This window comes from Thermoanaerobaculia bacterium (genome assembly GCA_035593605.1).
GTDB lineage: Bacteria > Acidobacteriota > Thermoanaerobaculia > UBA2201 > DAOSWS01 > DAOSWS01.
In genome coordinates this window covers 1-19,840 of record DAOSWS010000044.1, presented here as the reverse complement: position 1 = coordinate 19,840, position 19,840 = coordinate 1, and the positions used below count along the sequence as shown (strand labels likewise).

The 19,840-nt window shown below is 49.0% G+C and carries 9 protein-coding genes; all 9 read left to right on the top strand.

Annotation, left to right across the window (positions count from 1 at the left end):
• Positions 1 to 172 precede the first annotated feature (172 nt).
• The 9 genes from PLD04_14830 to PLD04_14790 all read left to right on the top strand — a co-directional run bounded on the left by PLD04_14830 (position 173) and on the right by PLD04_14790 (position 19,394).
• Positions 173 to 412: a hypothetical protein gene (locus PLD04_14830; protein HXK69602.1), complete on the top strand. Its 240-nt coding sequence runs from the start codon at positions 173 to 175 to the stop codon at positions 410 to 412.
• 44 nt (positions 413 to 456) lie between these two features.
• On the top strand, positions 457 to 1,413 hold the full coding sequence (locus PLD04_14825) for a hypothetical protein (protein HXK69601.1): 957 nt from the start codon (positions 457 to 459) through the stop codon (positions 1,411 to 1,413).
• Between the two features lie 110 nt (positions 1,414 to 1,523).
• Positions 1,524 to 3,749 carry a hypothetical protein gene (locus PLD04_14820; GenBank protein HXK69600.1) on the top strand — a complete coding sequence of 742 codons (2,226 nt, stop codon included), beginning with the start codon at positions 1,524 to 1,526 and terminating at the stop codon, positions 3,747 to 3,749.
• Between the two features lie 12 nt (positions 3,750 to 3,761).
• On the top strand, positions 3,762 to 4,175 hold the full coding sequence (locus PLD04_14815) for a hypothetical protein (GenBank protein ID HXK69599.1): 414 nt from the start codon (positions 3,762 to 3,764) through the stop codon (positions 4,173 to 4,175).
• A 104-nt stretch (positions 4,176 to 4,279) separates the two neighbouring features.
• Positions 4,280 to 4,645 (top strand): hypothetical protein, encoded by a 366-nt coding sequence (locus tag PLD04_14810; protein ID HXK69598.1) that lies wholly within the window; start codon positions 4,280 to 4,282, stop codon positions 4,643 to 4,645.
• Positions 4,646 to 4,855: 210 nt separating this feature from the next.
• Entirely contained in the window at positions 4,856 to 5,920 is a 1,065-nt protein-coding gene (locus PLD04_14805) for a hypothetical protein (GenBank protein ID HXK69597.1), read from the top strand.
• 599 nt (positions 5,921 to 6,519) lie between these two features.
• A complete protein-coding gene (locus tag PLD04_14800) occupies positions 6,520 to 13,389 on the top strand; it encodes a hypothetical protein (protein ID HXK69596.1) in 6,870 nt (2,289 codons plus the stop codon).
• Positions 13,382 to 18,901: an RHS repeat-associated core domain-containing protein gene (locus PLD04_14795; protein HXK69595.1), complete on the top strand. Its 5,520-nt coding sequence runs from the start codon at positions 13,382 to 13,384 to the stop codon at positions 18,899 to 18,901. The genes PLD04_14800 and PLD04_14795 overlap by 8 nt, the downstream gene beginning before the upstream one ends.
• Positions 18,902 to 18,929: 28 nt before the next feature.
• Complete coding sequence (locus tag PLD04_14790; protein HXK69594.1) at positions 18,930 to 19,394, top strand: hypothetical protein; 465 nt, start codon at positions 18,930 to 18,932, stop codon at positions 19,392 to 19,394.
• Positions 19,395 to 19,840 lie beyond the last annotated feature (446 nt).

Here is a 19,840-nt window from a genome sequence, read left to right as displayed (position 1 = left end):
TTACTTGGAACAGGTCGAGGGCCAGGAGTACCTGGTCTTGGGTGTGGAGATGTTTAACCGGTACGTCATGGTGAAGGTAGACGCAAAGCAAGTGGTGCGCATGGATTCCTGATGAAAACCTTGGTCCTATCCGATAGATATTGAAGAGCGGTATGTTCTAGGAGGTTTTGCGTTGGCGATCTATCTTACGGTGAAACTGAGAGAATTCAGTAATAAATCACTGGGAGAACTGAGAGAACAACTTCTCGACATGGGGTGTGATTTGGACACCGTCGTGGAACGTTCTCTCCATCTCGTCAACCTGGGCTTGAAGGCAAGAAATTCCGGCATGGTTTGCAATGATTGCACTGAAACAGGAGAGGCAAGTTCTCATTTGTCAGAGGACCTGGATGCCTCTTTGGAGGAAGAGTAACTATGAACGGGCGTTATCAACCACATTTACCCAAGGAGTCTATTATGCGTTTAATCGTTACGGTTTTCTTCGTTATTTCAATCGCGCTCGTTGGATGCACAAGTGGTCTCTACTCTGTGTACTCAAGGGAGAATGCAGTCACGAAGCCACTTGACGGAATCCCCTTTTACCTCAAGAAGGCGCGATGCAAGCAGGAGAATACTTATCTTGAGCCGCTTTACTCAGTCTCCTTAATATCAGAAGCTCGAGAAGGCACTGGTTGGAAGGAGGTAGGAAGAAAGAACATTCTGTTAAATCAAGAGGGATATGAATCGGCCAGACAGAAAAACCTATTAGATCCAACAGGTGAACTGGAAAAATCTTTCTCCCAATTATGCAACGGAAATTCCCCGATAAATTTAGCGACACAATCCTTAATAGCGAACGGCAATCTTATACTTATTGGAGATACTGCATCATGGGAACCGTACATCGATTATGGGGATACGTATCTGATCAATACAAAGCGCTCCTTAGCAGGATCCTCACATGCGGTCGTTAAGCTTTCAGCTGACGGGACCTTGTCTGAGGCGGAGGCCACAGTTGAGGATTCCAGCTTTACGACACTTGCTGGTATGCTCCCTATCACCGCATATCTTACAAATGCGCTGGATCTTGTCGAAGAACCCACCATGAGTACGACAGATGTGGGTTCTCGACCATTAACAAAGTTGCGGCTTCTCATTGAGCCCGTCGTTTACGTTCATACGCTCACAAAATACTTGTACCCTACCCAGTCAAGGCAGTGCATAAGAGAGCGGCTCCAGTACAGTGCAGGAGATGTCAACTACACTCGTCAGGAGTATAAACGGCAGCCAGAAACTGCCGCAAAAAATGCTATCTCATTCCAGGGTTCTGTAACACTGCCGACCACCCCACCGACGACTCCGGGTACAGCGGGAAAAGAGCCAACGAAATTACCGGGAAATAATAATGGGATCATTCGACCCGTAGACAGGTAAAGAAAATACCAGTTTGTGGAACGAGGCGTGCAAACACGATTTCTATTGTGTGTGAATTATATAGGTCTTCGCCTCATAATGTGCGATTAATGCTCTTAGTGGAGGCTACTATGGTGGATGAGGAAAAAGCTCGTGAGTTGCTGAATAGACTTCTCTTAAAGATGCCTAAGCCGACAGAAATTCTGCAAGCATGCCCTTATGACGATCAGAAGAATTTTGGCGGCAGGTTAACAGAAGAGGTTTTCATTAATGAATTCTTTGTATCAAACAGCAAATACATTACTGACCAGCAATCGTTCATAAGGGAACTGACATCAAGTGATTGGAATAATCGGGTGCTATTTCTTCATGGCTTTAGCGGTATAGGGAAAACAACTTTCCTCCGAAGCATTAAAGCCTCATTTCAAAAGAATTTTTATCATGTATTTATAGATTTTAAAACGGTAAATACAAAAATAGGGCCGCAGAAAAATACTGAATCCCATTTCCTTAAGGGATTGCGAAAGCATTTAACGTCATATGATGATGTGCTGATTCAATCGTTCATAGAATTTTTATCCTCCAGGTATATGTCATTCAGGGAATATATGCCGGATACATTCGAGATTCTTCAATTCAAAGGATCTACTGATGAGAATCTGAAAATGTTTAATAGCATAATCGATACTACATCTTTTAATGACATATTTATACTATTCTTTTCATTCTTGTTTTATCGGGCATATACCAGTAATGACCAACGCATTCATTTGTTATACTTTGATAATCTTGACGCTGTCGGATTGGATTATATTGCAGATAACCTAAAGAAATGTTTGCCAGTTATCTTAACCACTTTATCATCTCTATCACAGGATAAAAACATATTTGATTTTGATATTGATTTCGTACAAAATTATAAACTGATATTTTGCGTTCGAGATGCAAATAATGCACAAATAAATAATTGTAATGCGAATGACATCGATAGGATATGGGATGGGATAGTGCAATTACCTATAAAAATAGGGCATAACGCAGAATTGCAAAAATTGAATTTTGAGAGAAGGATAGAATTTATAAACAATAAGTGTCCTAAAGACTCATTGATTAACACTAAGTATAAAAGATACAATATACCTGAAATTATATCAATACTCGTAAATGATGAACTTCTATTCAAAGAATTCTTGCTGCCTCTGTACAATTATGATTATAGAAAGTTAAACACAAACATTTACCAAGTTTTAGAAGATTCAAATATCAACTATGAAGGATTTCTATATTTATACAGGCACAATAAATTCGGTGCTCGAGCGAATATTATATTTGGCATTCTAAGGTTGCTAAGCAACGACAACTTTATTAGAAAATTTAAAGACATTGTAATCCCAGAAACTGAAGAGGAAGGATATTGTGATCCACGAAGGGTTATACTTACGGTGTTGTTGAATGCTTGCAATGCCGAGGTGAATAATTATAGTGAACTTTTCGAGATTGAGAGGGAGTATGCATTATTTGACTTGATCCAGATACTGCAGGGTGTATATTCAGATAAAACTATTATGAAGGTATTACTTGAACTCTATAGCGTAGAAAAATATGGGTGGGTCAATTTAATAACGGTAAAAAATAAGTATATTGATGAAGATTCAGAACCTTTTTCAGAAGAACTGGAAGCTATTGAAGAAATCCGGAATTTACAAAAGAGAATGCGCGGTGATAAAACAGTACTAACTGATATCGCAAAAATAAGAAGGACTTTGAATAAAATCAAAATCAAAGTTAATCCCGCAGCATTCTCCTTCTTGCGGCACATCATAATCCACTATGAGTACTTTTCAGTAATATCTCACAATACTGTTCCGATACATACGCTAAGCGCCAAACCGGACATGAATAATATGTTATTAATAAAGGAAAACATTACAAATGTACTAAATACTCTAAAAAGATATAGTAAGCTAATTAATAGATTTTACGACGAGGTATTTGAAAATAAGTTGCATATGAATCCTTCGGAATTTAAAAGGTCATTATTCTGCTTTAAGTATTATGGGCAAAACCGTGTGGCAAAGAATGAAGGCTACTTTTATATCCTCAGGGTAGTCACAACCCATATAGAATATTTGGATTCTCTGCGATTGTACATTTTCGAGACGTGCGATATGCAAGATGACATGATCGTAGAATATAATAAGATGTTTATTCATCAAGTGAAAGAGTATATAAAACTACTGCAAAATGTAAAGGATCCAGCAAAGGATATATTCCTTACTAGTTACAAAATGAATATTGAGAAAATCGAAAGTGAAAATTATAGAGACACCCAGACTGCAATAACATTAATGGCCTAAGGAAAGAGAAGAATGGAATACGAAGAAAAAGTGAATAGAATATACAAACATATGATGTTGAAAAGAGAGGTGCATCCATATGCATGTCTTCTGTATAATGAGGAAAAACGTATATGTAGTGATATACTTACGCTCAGCGAATATTGTACTGCTAATAGTGATCAGGGGGTACTGAAGTTAAGGTCGCGTGTGATAAATGAGGATATGAAGGTAAAGAATTACATAGGCATGCATAACAAAGAATCCAAAGCCGCCCTGATTAAATACGTGCAGGAGCACTATCAATGCTATGCAGATGCCTTTTTGCAGTTTAATGCTGACCGACAAGTTGCTCTGTATTCCTTGATCAAGTGGATTATTGCATCAATCACCTCCTTACTCGCCACATATGCTGTAATTCTAGCTGCAATCATCTCTTCCCAATAGAAGAACGTTAACAATCCTGGGGAACATTGATATTTAAATAAAACGCAATACTTATAAATAGGAAGCACTTCCACCTCTATTGAGTAGTAGCATTAGGTGGATGTATGCCTTGTAATAATTATCGGAGGAGTTATTGGGGATATGATGTTGTTCTCCAAGAGAATGAAACCGCCTATCAGATAATGGTGTTTAGAAAAGATAATAATCCTTATCTTGATGGGCAATATATTTCTGCCATGGCTGGGCTTGCATCCCTGGTTTACAGATCCTTTCTTGATTTGGATGCACGGCCTGATGTCTTGTTTCATCCGGCTAGTGCATGGGAGGAAATGAATGATATTGTCTCAAAAGATACTATATCAACATTAGTTTGGGACAAGTGGAAAAAGATGTTAATCAATGATGACTCTATGGATGTGATGATGGCTCGCTTTGACGAAATGGTCCAGGCAGAGCTGCGCGCACGCTAACTTCTCATTGCAACCCTTGTTTTCGGTTGCTGTTATCAGACACTAATGAAGAAAGTTATCAACACGAAAGTGAAGCGAAGAATTCCCAAGATTTGTAGCAATTATTCTCTTGACTCGTCTATTTTTTCGTGACATAGTGGGTGGAGAATAAATTATTTTGAGGGTGGTTAGGTTATGTCTGCATTGAATCGTAGTGAACATTTTCGTAGATTGGCTGCCAGGAAAAAATCGTTATCTCGCAGAGGAAAAGAAATTCCTGAGAAATATACTCAAGTACAGAAGAAGAGGAGGCCGTTCATAAGGAAGGCTAGTCTTAAGAAAAGGCAGCGCACATCGACTTACAATAATTTAGGTGACTATTTCAAGAATTTGAAGGGTAAGGATGCTGTGGTTTTGTCCCTTCTAAAAATTGAGTCGATCCTCGGGCGTAAATTACCTGTATCTGCCCGGAAGCATGTCTCCTGGTGGGCCAACAGCCAAAGCGCCATACCCAACCATCCAAGAACCTGGCTTAAGCATGGGTACAGAGTCACCAACATAGACTTGAAGAAAGGAACGATTACGTTTTCCAAGGTCCATGGCAAAGGCTCCATGCCATACGCTGCGATGCTGATAGAAGCTGCCCAGCAGCTACACGCAGAGGACAAGGCTCCCTTCACTCCAAAAAACCTTTTTACCAAGGCTAGAGCTCTCCATAGGACAGAAATCCCTCCATCAACGAATCTTTATCCCGTCCTTGCCTACATCACCCGATCCACAACCAACACAACATCGGGACAATGGAAAGGAACCCTTGTACGGCTTTCAAGAGGTGTCTACAGGCTCACGGCCAAAGGAGTCAAAACAGAAACAAAACGAAAACAAACCAGTAAAGCTCCGGGAAACGCCTTCCACTCCCGACTTTGCTACCACCTGCAAAATACGAAAGGGTGGTGCCTGAGTCCCGGGACCATGAAAGCAGGATGGGGCCTCCCTGAATTTCGCATTGACCTCGCAACCCAGGACGGCAAGGTAGCCATACAAACCCTGCACATCAAAGATCTGCGAAGCAAAAGAGACGGCCTGACCAAACTGTTCGCGCACCTCTACACCCTGGAAAAGATCCAGGCCAAAGAGAAAGCACTCATCATAGAAACCACAAAAACCCGCAACATCACCAAGACCCTGGAAGGAATCCTACAACCCTACAAGCGCCTCCTGAGAGGAATCACACTCTACACCTTCCATCAAGGCAACAAAGCTAAAAAAGACCAACTGGAAACCATAAAACCCTGAAACCGGAAAATATTACCCCCAACCTCGCCCCCTTCCCGCACCTAAACCGAAGAAGGGGCTTGATCTCTTTTACGCCCCCACCAAGCAACAACTCTTGACAATCATCAAGGAAATAATGTATTTATAGCGTTAGACAATACATCTGGGACGGATACGCCACGACATCATTTCCCTTGGCAAAAGTGAGAAACGGGTGGTACCGTTGACAAAGCCGAAGGTGTACCCCAACATGAGTAGCCCTTGATGCAAAATTCTACATATACGTTCCCCATACCAACAGAGCTATTATCCAAAGATGAGGATAAGTGAAGAAATGTTGACTCTGGCGAGGTGCAACCTAAGTCGGATTTTCTTAATTTGAAAAATCAAGCCGCAACCCCGGACGCCTGTTTCATTTCGTAACACGGTGCATGAAGGAGCCCATTCCCAACTTTTTGACCTCTGAATTAAAAATACTCCTAAAAGCAGGCGTTTAAGCACGACTCGATCTCAAGTTCCCACGGGTGTATAATCGCTGGCAAATCATTTGCATAAAAATATTGCTTTACTTCGGATAATCAACTCGGGCGATGATATCTGATTCCATTGGGAGGAAGGTTATGATTCGACGCATCCTGGCTGGAGCACTCTTTGTCTTTTTTTCCATAGTCCTCGTGGCGCAGGCGCCACCCAACGCCTGCCCGCCGAATGCTCTTCCCGATCCATCGCAGAGCACGAATTTCGACATCGAATGCCATCGTTATGGGGCAAAGGCCGAATCGAGAATTCATTGGAATCCCACAGCAAATCCTGAATGGAGCGCCACGCTTTATAAATGGCTCTTTGCCGACGATCCACTCTGCACCGGATTCAAACAAGACTATTTCAGCCTGATTCTCTACGTGAACGACCAATGCACTTCGTCTGGAGGCTGTGAATTTGTGGATAATGTTGGCGATCGCACCTGCTACCAGCTGCAATACTTCAGGGACGCAATGGCCTGCCAGTCAAGAAAAACGGACATAAAATGCTCTTGCCCAGAACTTATTCCTTCCTACGAACAAGTATATATTGGCATGCCCAGCCCGATCACGACCGTCCAAAGCTCGGCCCCACCCACCATTACCCCTTGCCAGATCACAAACCATTCCGGTTTCACCCAAGCGGGAAAGAAATGGCTCTGTACCGACCGAGAGGTCCAATACATCAATCTCAATTCCGGGACCGAAGCCTGCACTCCGAATGATCTCTCTATCACCCACGTAGCCTGGGATATTGCGTACGGAACCTCCTCCCTGCATCACATTTCCGGTACATCGACCGCGAATTTCAACTTTCAGACCGCAGAACCCACAGATCCAGCAGTGGAAGACAATCCTTGGTACCGCCAGTGTCAGGTTGGAAACACGGATGATCATATCGTGACCGCAACAATTGCCAACAGCCAAGATGCATCTTGCACGACGATATACAGCGCGTTGGTTGACGCTCGCCAGATTTACAGGACGCCCAAAGTCAACGCCGCCCTGAACCCGGATACGGGCGTAGACAACGGTGACGGCACCTACTGGGGGTGCAGCCAGTGCATTCATCCCACCTTCACTGCGGGAACCACGAACTATGTCGACGACACAGAAGATTACTGCGGCACCTATCCCACGTATACCTGGCGGCACACCTTGCCCCAGGGAAACATCGTCCATCAACCCTGGGGAAAAGAAGAAGCCGATCGCCAATATGCCATCACCTCCATCGGAACGCATACACTGGAGGTCCAGGCCGGCCTGAACGATCCCATACGATTCGATGAAAGAGTAGACTGTTTCTCAGACCCATACGCGCTACAAGTCACGATCCAGGAGAGCCCCAGCGATCCGATCATCGACGGCCCCGTCTCCCTCTGCAAATCCGACGCGGATCAGCCGTTCACCCTCACGATCACCAATACGGAGTCCTACAGCAACCAGCTGTACGACTGGCGCAGCTGCACTGACGACTACCAGCGATGCTTCAACGAGTACGAAGGACCGGAACCCTGCCAGATCAAGCTGGACACCAGCCATCCTGAACCCTGGAGCGTCACCGAATCCAGCACCGAATCTCTCACGATCCAGCCTCCCTACCCCTTTCCCGACAATCTAAAGAGAATGCAGTTCTACGTCCGAGGCATCAAGCAGTACGATGCGGATGTCGCACACACCTGCTTCGGGGAAAGCTACTACAGCATCCATTTCCTGGACGACTGCCAGGAACTCCCGCCAGGCACCTGGAACCCAGACAACAATCCATTCTTTCCTGCCACCACTGCGGGAAATCAGTTCCCTCTCCTGAGCGAAGGAAGGGAAGCGACACCCGCAATGACTCATACCAACGAGGCGGCCGGAGAGGTCGCCTGGAACGACCCATCCACCCTGATAATATCAGGGGATACTACATATGAGCTGGCCTACACACTGGAGGAATCCGAAACCATCACCCCGCTCACCCGATTCACGGCTACCCTCACCCAGTACGAACTCGCACCCGATGGCACACCTGTGGAAATCGCAGATGGCCAGATTGATCTTATTTTGAGCGTAGCGACACCCCCCTCCAATCCCGGAGATCCCGTCGTGCTATCCGCCATCTTCACCACCCTGTCGGCCACCCAGCACCTCGGCATCACTTTCCACCTACAAAACACCGACGGCGTGGCTACGATCCATACCGTCACACTGGAAGAGGCGGGAACAACTTCCAATCTCCTCACGGGCCATGATTTCTGCGATACAAACGACTGGAACTTCTCACCCGATCCGAACTATCCGGGCACTGCACTGGGTTGCATGGCCCTTGCGCAACCGAATCTTCCCACGCCTCCCACACGGCTTACGCTGCACAATCTGGCCGCGGGCGGCATCAAGAGCGACCCGATCCCCATTCCCGGTGCCGCAACCCAGCTGCGTATCAGTTTCTATACGCGAGGGGAATCCTTCACATCGGGAAGCTATCTCTCCGAATCCCTCCACATTCTGGATGACACGCAAACCGAGATCGATCAGCTGGAAACATGGACACCATACAGTGGCAGTCCAAGCTGGACCTTCCATAGTGCACCGTTCACCCCCACTACGGGAGTCAGCTACGTGACCATCGACCTCGTGGCGAAACACCTGAATGGCTGGCTCGCCCTAGACCATATCACGCTGGAACGATTCGACGGCACCACATGGATACCCGTACCCTTTTCGGGCTCCGATTTCGACACGTTCGACGAAACATCGAACACCCTCACCGGATGGACACCCTACTCCGAGACCGGATTTCCGGCCACCAGCACCTTCCATCCCGTATACTACGATGCGTTCTCACCGCTCACAGGAACCGACGCCCAGCTGCTCTGGGGACCGATCCAAGGGTATGGACCAGGGTACGCGTTCTCCATCTCCAACCAAATGTTCGGCTTGACCTCCCAGAGTTTCACCGTGGACGAATATGTCAACTACGAACTCAGCGCCTGGATGCGTGGCGAGCTTCGCCACGCCTATGCCGTGTATGATGGCGACCTCACCCCTCGCATTCGCATCTGCTCATTTGGCAGTGATGGCCAACAGCGCTTTTCAACGACCCGGACTCTGGCCCGAACTGATCTATCGGCTTCCTGGCGTCAATTCCGAACCAATATCACAGCCCAGGAAGGGGATACGGTGGAGATCACCCTGCTCTCCCCCTATCTGAACGGATGGCTTGCCTTCGACGACATTCAGTTCGGAAAATATAACCGGCCCCCGACGATCCGGGCAGGCGACGCCCGATACATTCCGAACCAGGAACAAGACCCATCCATTTTCGACGGCACCGACCTGATCCGAGACATCGCAATCTCCAGTGAGGTGTACGATCCCGACGAATCAGGAGATGACCTGGAAACGAAGATCACTGAAGCCGAATGCCTGGAAGGGGACTGCGATGAGAGTACGGGAGCCCCATCCTGCTTTTACTCGGAATCTTCCGGACCGTCCACACTCCTTCGCACCCCCAAAGAGGACAGCTTCCTGATCAAACCCGATTGCAGGATCAACCAGGAGAGCAAAGTCAGCGTAGAACTCACGGTAAGCGATCCGGAAAACCCGGATCAGCTCTATGCCTCTGATACTGGCAGCCTTCTGCTTGAGCCCTTCTGGGGCCTCAACCCGGGATTCGAGAAGAGCATAGACATCAACATCCCTATCTACTGGAGCATGGATGATGACCCGCGATTCCCCGCCACATCCACCGCATATCAGGGAAAACGGACCTATTCCTTCGCGGGAGACAACGCCGCTCTCAAAGGCAATGTGGCCACCGGTTTCGCTAAGTCCTTCGACTTCACTCTGACGGATGCGGGAACGTACCGCCTGCGCGTCTACGCAAAAGGTCTTGCCTCGATCGGCACGGGCAAGATGGGGATCCACCTCACGTACGCCGGGACGACGGACGCGGTGGACGAGACCGCGAACGTGATTCCCAGCCCCGACCAATGGGAAGCCCATGACCTCTATTTCATCATCCCTGAGGACGTAAGCGTCTCGGCCATGGTTTACTTCGGCGTGGAAGATTTTGCTGGATGGATCCTTTACGACACGTCCAGTCTCTACAAGATGGATGAAACAACGGGGGAGTATACGATATGGGTCGCAGCCTACATGAACGAAAACCCGACCGAGGACAACGCTGACCCAGGATTTGAAAAGACTCCCAACGAGGGAGTAACACCGTTCTGGGACTACCGGGCCGTCGAGCACGGGGAATTCCCCGCCACGGCCGTCGAATGGTACTACTTCCCCGCCACCAGCTTGCCCCACGGCGTCTCTTCGAACCCTGCGGGCGTCGGCGATGCCGGAGCCACCGTCGAGTACGCAACCGAGAGCGGTCACGGCCTCTTCTTCACCAATGAACTCGATAGCCACCTCCGCCACAACGTCTGTTACGAAAAGAGCGGTACACTCAACTTCTCCATCAGCTTCGACTACGCATATGAGGTCCTGGACCGCAGCGCGGCACATAACGGATCCATTGAATTCATTGTCACGTACTACCCGGACAGCGGGCCGGGAAAACTTGGAACCTACAGCTTCTCGATCCCCATCACCAACACATCCAGCGGCGGATGGCTCCATTCAACCCACACCCTGCAAGGCATCGTTGATGGCGTTGCAAAGATGAAATACACCATCGACATCCATCACGTCCATGGATGGGTAGGAGTCGACAATATTAAGATTGCGGGATTCTCCTTCAATAATGTTGGAGCCTGCAACCTCATCGGACCATCCCCGGAACAAACCCTTTGCTCTTTGAGTACTGCAAACGATTCCTTCGAAACCTTCTATGAACAAAACGGCAAGGAATACCCCTGCCACTGGCTATTGGAAGTCCCCGATTATCCCGGCACGGGGGCCTTCGTCGTCAAAAGCTCCGAAAACCTCTTCTTTAACCGCTCCACCGGCGAATATTATGATGCATGGCACGGCCAGCATTTCCTCGCCGTCACGAACCTCGCCAAAGGGTCAGTGAAAAGCAAGGAGCACGAAATCCTGGGAGGCATGGACTACAGCTATGACTATTGGTACCACTGCAAGAACACGGACACCTACGGCGAAGGCGGCAACCGGCTCCGATACTTCGATTCGGCCGAGATGACACTCGGAGAAGAGACGGATCCGACTCTTTTTGATACGAACATTCACGTAAACCACGGGAACTTCTCCCATCCTTCCGTGGGAGAAGAAGGGAAATTCGATTTCTCCTATTACGTACACCTTCTGGAAGGCTACTGTTCCTTTGATGACCTGCTCCTGAAACCAACGCCCCATAAGCCGATCACGCCCGATCCCCTCTTCCCGACTCCCGTCATCAGCTGTTCAAACGGGACTCTCAGTACCGAGCGATGGAAGGAAGATTACCAGTGGTATCTGAGCAACCAGCCCATCGCGTTCGCGACGACGAACACGGTACTCACAAGGAACTCGGGAAACTATAGCGTGGAATTCAAGGAAGACATCAGCACAGTATTGGGATTCGCCCATCCTATCGTTGTCGAAGAGGCCCCGAGGATAGTGGCGACCTCACCAGCGATTCCCTACTGCTCAGTCATATCGGGCGCCTCGAACACCTATAGTTTTTCCGTAAAACGACCTGCCGATGGCACGGCCCTCATCTCCTGCTACTTCAATTGGGGTGATGGACATTCATCCGCCACCCTTCCTGGTCCCTTCAATACCTGCACCGCAACCCACACCTACACGCTTCAACCTAACCAGCATACGATCGCGATGAGCATGTCCGCCTATACTGAAAACGGGTGCTCCGACTCGGTCCCCCGACAAATTGTGATCCAGCCCAACACATGGCCACCACCCTCGCCCGGGTACGATCCACCCCTCTGCTTCTTTGGTAGTCCATTCCCCATTCACAACCACCCCTTCGGCATCGGGACGGATGACATCTTGGACCTCTACGAAAACGGCGATTTCGCCACGCAGATGATGCTGAAATCTCTGATCGTGAAACGCACCGCCATGGGGGAGTACCTTGCCTTCAACGAAACATCGATGGACCAGTTCTACGCAAGACGAAGCGAACTGGAAGACCTCGAATTCCCCGAGGTGATGGTGCGATTCGAGGAGAACGGGATTCCCCTTTCAGACAAAGATCTCCGCATGCAGAAATACGTATCCGACAAAGAGCGGGATCGAGAGGAGTACGACCCGGCGAACGACTACGAGGATGACTACGACTACTACGGCTTCACGCCGGAATACTGCGCCAACCAGGACATCGTCGTGGAAAACGAGGAAGAACTGGCCAGCTATGCCACCGAGTTCGGATACGACGGATCCTATGTCTACAACCTTGACGTCCGCTTCAACCCCTCGGGCAATGTGGAGATCCACTCGCCCTGCAAGGTGAAGCTCTCCGGCGAGAACGGGAGACTTCAGATCGATGCCCAGAAGGTGCGCATCTTCGGCCGGGACGGCGTGGAATTGATCGCTGGCGTCAACCAGTCGATCCGGTCCGCCGGAAAGATCATCATCGAATCGGAGTTCAGCGAGATCGTCATCCCGCCGGGATTGGTGATCGATGGGGAGGAACTCCATGTGGAATCCCCTGTGGACGTGAGCATCGGCCAGAACACCACTCTGAACATCTCCGGAACGGCGACGATCCTCCTGACCGGAAGCGAGAAGAAGAGCGAGGCCGCTATCCAGCAGAACGCGACGATCCATGCGGGCGAACTCATTCTAACCTCGAAGAACGAAGCCGTCGTGGGCGCGGCGGCCAGCGTGAACGTGATCGGCAACTTCCACATGGAGGCGGCTGACCCAAGCAAGTGCTATATCGCGAATTCAGCTGTGATCACCGCCGGAAGCTTCTCCGGGAACTGTTTTGAGACCGCCCGGTCGATGACAGCGACGGAGGGAGACCCCGGCCTGGATGTCGCTGGAGATGAGGAGGTGGCCCATGACTGATCTCAGACATTCGATGCGTCACAGCATTACCAAGGAGCGCCGCATGAGACACCTCACGTGGATCCTGTGCATTCTTATCCTGACGGGCATGATGGCCTTCGGTCAGGATAACGGAGAGGAATCCTCCGACAACCTCTACAATCCCAGCCGCTCGGGCGGCCTGAAGGGGACGATCCAGTTCACGGACGTTGATAACGTCAATCTTTTCAATGGAAACCTGAACCTTACCGTTCCCATTGGTCCGTCCTACCGTGTCGGCCCGCTGATCAATTTCCAGCTGCGTCTTTACTACAATACGACGATCTGGCGCAGAGCCCATACGCAGTACTTGATATATGAGGGGCAAAATTGTCCGATGGATCCACCCTATGCCTCCTGCGACATTTCTGTGGCACGGGACTACAAGGCCGCCTACGGCATCGGATGGGATATTCACATGGGCCGAATGATCCTGAAATCGAATGCGGACGACCCCGGAACATCCGATCGGCTTATCGGAACCTTCCAATCCGCCGATGGATCGGAGCACAATATCTATTACGAACATCTCAGCGAGAATCGGATTACCCGAGATGGATCCTTCCTCAGACTCTTCGGGAATGCCACAAGCGGGTATGAACTCCAGGACGGGATGGGAATCCGGTATCGGATGCATTACGTTCAGGAAACAAACCAATATATGGTCGAACGGATCACCGATCCTTACGGGAATTATGTGGAAATAGGATACCTTAGCGTAACAGGGTACAAGAATAAAATAAGCTCTATTTCCTTCTGCGGTGAGGGTCAAAACGGATGCGCATCAGCCTTGCAACGAGTTCAATTTGTTTATACGAGTTTTATTCATCCTACAAGCACTAATGATCCTTCGATAGACCCGGATGAAAATGTCGATGCCAACGGTAACGGCCTTGTCCTTCAATCAATTAAAGTACTGGGTAGAGATGGTCTGATGTCCCAGGCCCCGACCTATAACTTCAATATTCACCCGATTACGATACCGACTCGGCCTGGAATGGAAAACGGGGGTACATGTTATGTGTGGGATTATGATAATGGTATTTGCCACGAAACGTGGCACGAATCAGTTTCCTTGCCATTCCTCGAAGTGATCACCCTTCCAGACTACACAGATTTTCATTTCAACTATTGCACCGATTCTGAGGATCCATGCGTCCCCGACGCTTCAGACTGGATCAATAACGAGATCCTGGGCCGCATTACCTCCCTGGGGCTCCCGACGGGTGGTTCCATCGATTATGAGTTTCAGACCATTGTGCAGGGAGAATGGAAGAAACAGTATTGCACTCCCAACGCAGAGGACAATTTTATTGGAATCGCCGGGATCAAGAAACGGATTCTCCGGGATTCCGACGGCTCGATCCTTGGACATTATGAATACATCTTTTCCAATAATTTTATTGCGGTACAAAACCCTCCCTCCCGAGAAAATGCAGTGTACAGTACCGATGTGAGAGTCTGCGGTGATGCCGATCCCAACACATGCACAGAAGTATTATCCTGGCAGAAAAATGACTTCTATCCCGGTATAGACCTTGATGAACCTAGTAATGTGGATTGTTCCGATACCACATCCACAATAGATTACGGCTGGCTCAAACGGACTGCCTCCTTGGATTCGGGAGGGCAACTTCTGAAAGAGACCATCAATGAATATGCCTGGGATAACCAAGTCATCCATACATCCTGCAACCAATGCACTTCCTGTGGAAAACAAGATTCCAACGTTCGCGTGAAAAACTCCACGATAAATCATTACCTTCCTGGAAACTCGACTCCCATCCAGACAACCTCCACATGTCGTAGTGAATTAGATTCCGGGGACGAAGAAACGGATATCTGCTCTCGGTCCTTTGGTCATTACAAGATGATCACGACAAAAGCCGGGGATTGCCAAACCGGAACGGTCCTTCGAAGCACGTACACAGAATGGACCCCTGATCCATCGACGTGGCTTCTGAACCGCTACTCCCAAACTTACCTCTCCCCGACCGAAGCCAGAGTGGACGGAATCGCGACCTACTACGACTTCAACTCGACCACGGGTTTCCTCCAGGCCCGCTGCCAGGCATTCACCTCCAGCGCCAGCGATGCTGCCTGTGACACGACCCCGAATGGGATGCCCGCCGACGGGATCCGCACAATCTTCATTGATCAGGAAGCCGGTGAACCTTCCGACGGTCTCCCAACCTACACTGCACATTACCGAAGCACCGGCGGTGACCCTGCAATTGAATACAGAACCCATGACACCTATGAGCACGGTGTATTGAAGAGCTCGGTCTACCAGGTCTTGTCCAGCGGAAACTGGTCGGACGGACTCTTCTACGTGGCCAAACAGGATATCAATCCCTACACGCTCCTTCCCGAAAGGACCTACGATACGACGGGGGAATTGGCCACACAATACGAGTATGATTCTCTCTTTAGAGTCAAAAAGGTCCTGCCGCCGGATGAATACGCCTCTTCGATTCTGTACCAGCCACATACCGACACGACGCCTTACAGCGTCGCAGTCTACAAGCCGGACACCCAGAAACTGAGCCAGAGCGATGCGGACGGTCTTGGGCGCGTGGTTCGAGAGCACAGGACAAACACTGACGATACCGAGTCCTACCGATGCAACCGTTACGATACGCTGGACCGGCCCGTGTTCACATCGACCTGGACCACGAACGCCGATTGCAATCAAGCCACGGTAGGCACCTATACGGCGTACGACACCCTCGGGCGCCCCACCCACATCTGGGCCAACTGCGACATCAGCTCCCCGGCCGACTGTGAAGAGACCTTTTTCAGCTATGAGGGCACGACAAAGAAGACCGTGACCCGATTCGTCAACGGACCCAACGCCACCTCGGGCCAGCCCGCCGCAACAGTCTATTCCTATGACCTTCTCGGACGCCTGGACCACGTCACCGACGCCCTGGGCAACAACACCTATTACTCCTACGACCTCCAGGACCATCTCACCCATGTGGAGCAGCACGGGGAAGGCACGACACAAACAAGAGACTTCTCATACGACAACCTCGGCAATCTTCTCTCAGAAGACCAGCCGGAGCTGACCTTTGCAGGAAGCGGGCACGATGTCTCATACGGTCCTTACGACTCCGTGGGCAACCTCCTCTCCAAACGGGATGCCCAGGGACAGCTCTGGTCCTATCAGTATGATTCCGCAGGCCGCCCGACCCTCATCTCCGTAAAGCGTCCCACGGATTCGGACTACCAAGCGTACCAGGAATTTGAATACGACGGCATTCACACCAGCGGCATGTGCTCTTCTATGAACAATCCCTTCGGGTATGCGTGCGGAAAATTGATCCGCACCTTGCAATTTCCCCTGGCTCCCGATGAGATGGATATCCAGCACCAGTATTATTATAACGATGCCGGGGGACGGCTTTCCAAGCATGAGTTCAACAGTAATTTCCTGGAATCATCCCACTTCGTCTGGGGGTACACCTATGACGATTATGGACTGGTGGATCACGTCCTCTATCCGGTCCATGTCCTGCCGGGACAGAGCGAACTCTTCGATCAGTATCTCGATTACGATTATCAGTACGGCCTTCCCGTTTCCCTGAAGCGATGCCGGTGCGGGCGAGTTGACGGTCAGCCCTGCGACGTCGGCGCGACATGTGAATCGGGCGAGGACAACCAGCCCCTGATCACCGGTAGAAGCTACCATCCGGGCGGTATGCCGTACCAGACCGATTATGCCAACGGCATCCGGGAAAGCATCGAGCGGGATCCGATCACGGGAGTGAACCGGCCTTTTGAACTAAGCGTCTTTCAGAGCACCAGCGGAGCGACGTATTGGGACAGCGGTCCCATCCATTACGATGGGATGGGCAACATCATGGGCATGGGTCCGCAGACGGCTTTTCTGCCTGGGTATGGGCTGTACTCTGGGGCCAGTGCTCCCCAGGAGATCTTCCAGTATGATCGCCTTTCCAGGCTTGTCCAGGCTACATCCAGCTATGATTACATTCTCCGCAACCAAGGAGCACAGGATAGCCCAGCGAATCACTTCAGGGATTTCATTTACGACGATTTCGGGAACCTCCTTGAGAACGGTCCCCATGACCTGAACGGCTCCTCGAACATCAACGCCTCCTTCCTCTCCCACAACCGCCTGGGGGATGCCGTGTCCGCGGATTATGATACCGGCGGGAATCTGACGGAGTTTGGGGACTACGAATACGAGTATGATTCGCTTAACAGGCTGCGTCGTGTTACTCATGGGGTATGGAGAATCGTTTATCCCGAAGGCGGCGATCCTACGGATATTTGGGAAGTGGACGGAACGATGGATTCTTGGTACGATGCCAATGGAGAACGCGTGGGAACCTGTGACCGTTTGAACCAAGTGTTTACGATGTACCTGCGGGATGAGATGGGAAATGTCCTGTCGGAATACAGGGCGAATGCCTGTCCGGCCTCACCGACGATTACCAGCGGCCTTGGACCGGTCTTTGATTGGCGGCAGGATTATTATTATTTCGATGGGAAGTTAGGTGCCTCAGAGTCTTTAGATCTTGGGTATCCCGGAATGGAATGTGAACCTAATGGATCAGCATCCGATATCTATTTTTATCACTCAGACCATCTTGGGAGTCCTCGGATAGTATCTCGTCTCACTAATCCTACTCCTGCAAACGAGTACGGGTTTGTGAAATCTTTCCATGTGTACTGGCCTTATGGCGAGGAGATTACCAATCAGGTTCAGGACCAGTTCACGCACCGGTACACCGGCCATGAACGGGATTTCGCGACAAACTTGGATTACATGCATGCGAGGTACTACAGTCCGTTATTAGGGAGGCTATTAAGTATTGATCCAAACTGGAATTTTGACAATATAAATAACCCTAAATATTGGAATAGATATGAATACGCAACTTCAAATCCTATTATTAATGTTGATTTGAATGGGAAAGATGTCACTGTAACATGTGCAGGACAAAACTGTGTTGCTTCTGTTAACGCAGATATAGTTAGAGATCCGAATGATCAATCACAAGTACAAACTGCACAAGAATTCAAGCAGGCCTCTGAATCTTACTGGAATCAACAAACTGTTACTACCCCGACGGGCCAGACACTCACATTCGATGTTAAAATAAACATTGTCTCACCTGGTTCTGAAAATCCTAATACTGATACGCTGACTGTTATAGCTGGCCCAGGTAGATCAGAAGTGAAGATGAAAGCCCATGGCCCCGATACAGGAAAAATATACACAGTTGATACAACAAACAACCAGAGTGGAATGAGAGGCATTAGTCCACATGAAACAGGGCATTTAATGGGATTAAGGGATATGTACGCTAAAGGGGAAGTCGTTCCGCATAATCCCACTCCACAGGGCGATATTATGAGACATGCCCAACCTGGTAACTCACCAATTACATCATTTATGGTTTTAAGGCCATCTGCAAATTTCAATACTAAAGTAATAAGTGTTCCAGTGCCTTTACCGTTTTAACATAAATAGAAAAGTGAGGATGAATCATATGAAAATTATGTTACTCCTAATCGTGACTTTGGTTATTATCTTAGGATGTGCATGCCAGACTTCTTCCAATAGACAGGGGGCGATAGATACAATAATGACTGGTAATCAATCTGATATAGATTATCTTACAAATGAATTGCTTTCTGGAAGAAAAACAATCCGAGTCGAGTGGCTGCAGGATGAGAGAAATTTCCCAACAGATATAGTGTTCCGATATCTGGGAAATCAGGGGGAATTATACCAACTTGGGGTAGAACAAGTTTCAGATTATTTCTTATGCGTTCTGGAGATTCTTCATAATACATCTTCAAAGGATATTCTTGGCAAGATTGGATCCAACAGGATTGATCAATGCGAGTTAGAAAACATGTGCGAAGTGTGCAACTCCAGTACTTACCCGCTGGATCCTTCTCTAAGAAGTATTTTAGTAAAGTACTGGACTGAATATCTGGATAATAATTAGGGGTTTGACTAGAACCAAGGGTCATTTCTGAACATTTTGAGTAGTAAATTGTTGAAAAACAGAGGGGTCACCCATAATGAGGCCCGAAGTCAAGAGATAGATCTCTTCTAACAGAAGGTACCGGGGTCACCCATAATGAGGCCCGATGTCAAAGGATAGAGATCTCCTGCAATCATCCTGTAGTTCCTTTCCTATCGTTAGGTCCTGTTACCTTCGTCTACGCCCGTTGTATCGAGTGTTTTGTGTCAGCGTCTCGCTGCACCAGTCACCCATCAGGTTCCAGGTCGCAAGGTGAGGCCTTCACCTTCAAGCTGAGGCCCACCGCAGCGACCCCCTCCACGTGTCGTGGTCCAGATACTCTTCGGTTCCATACCGTGTCCAATGGTGATGGCAGATCTCGTGGTTTGAAAACCAGACCCTTTGTGGCTCACGGCATAGGCAGGCAT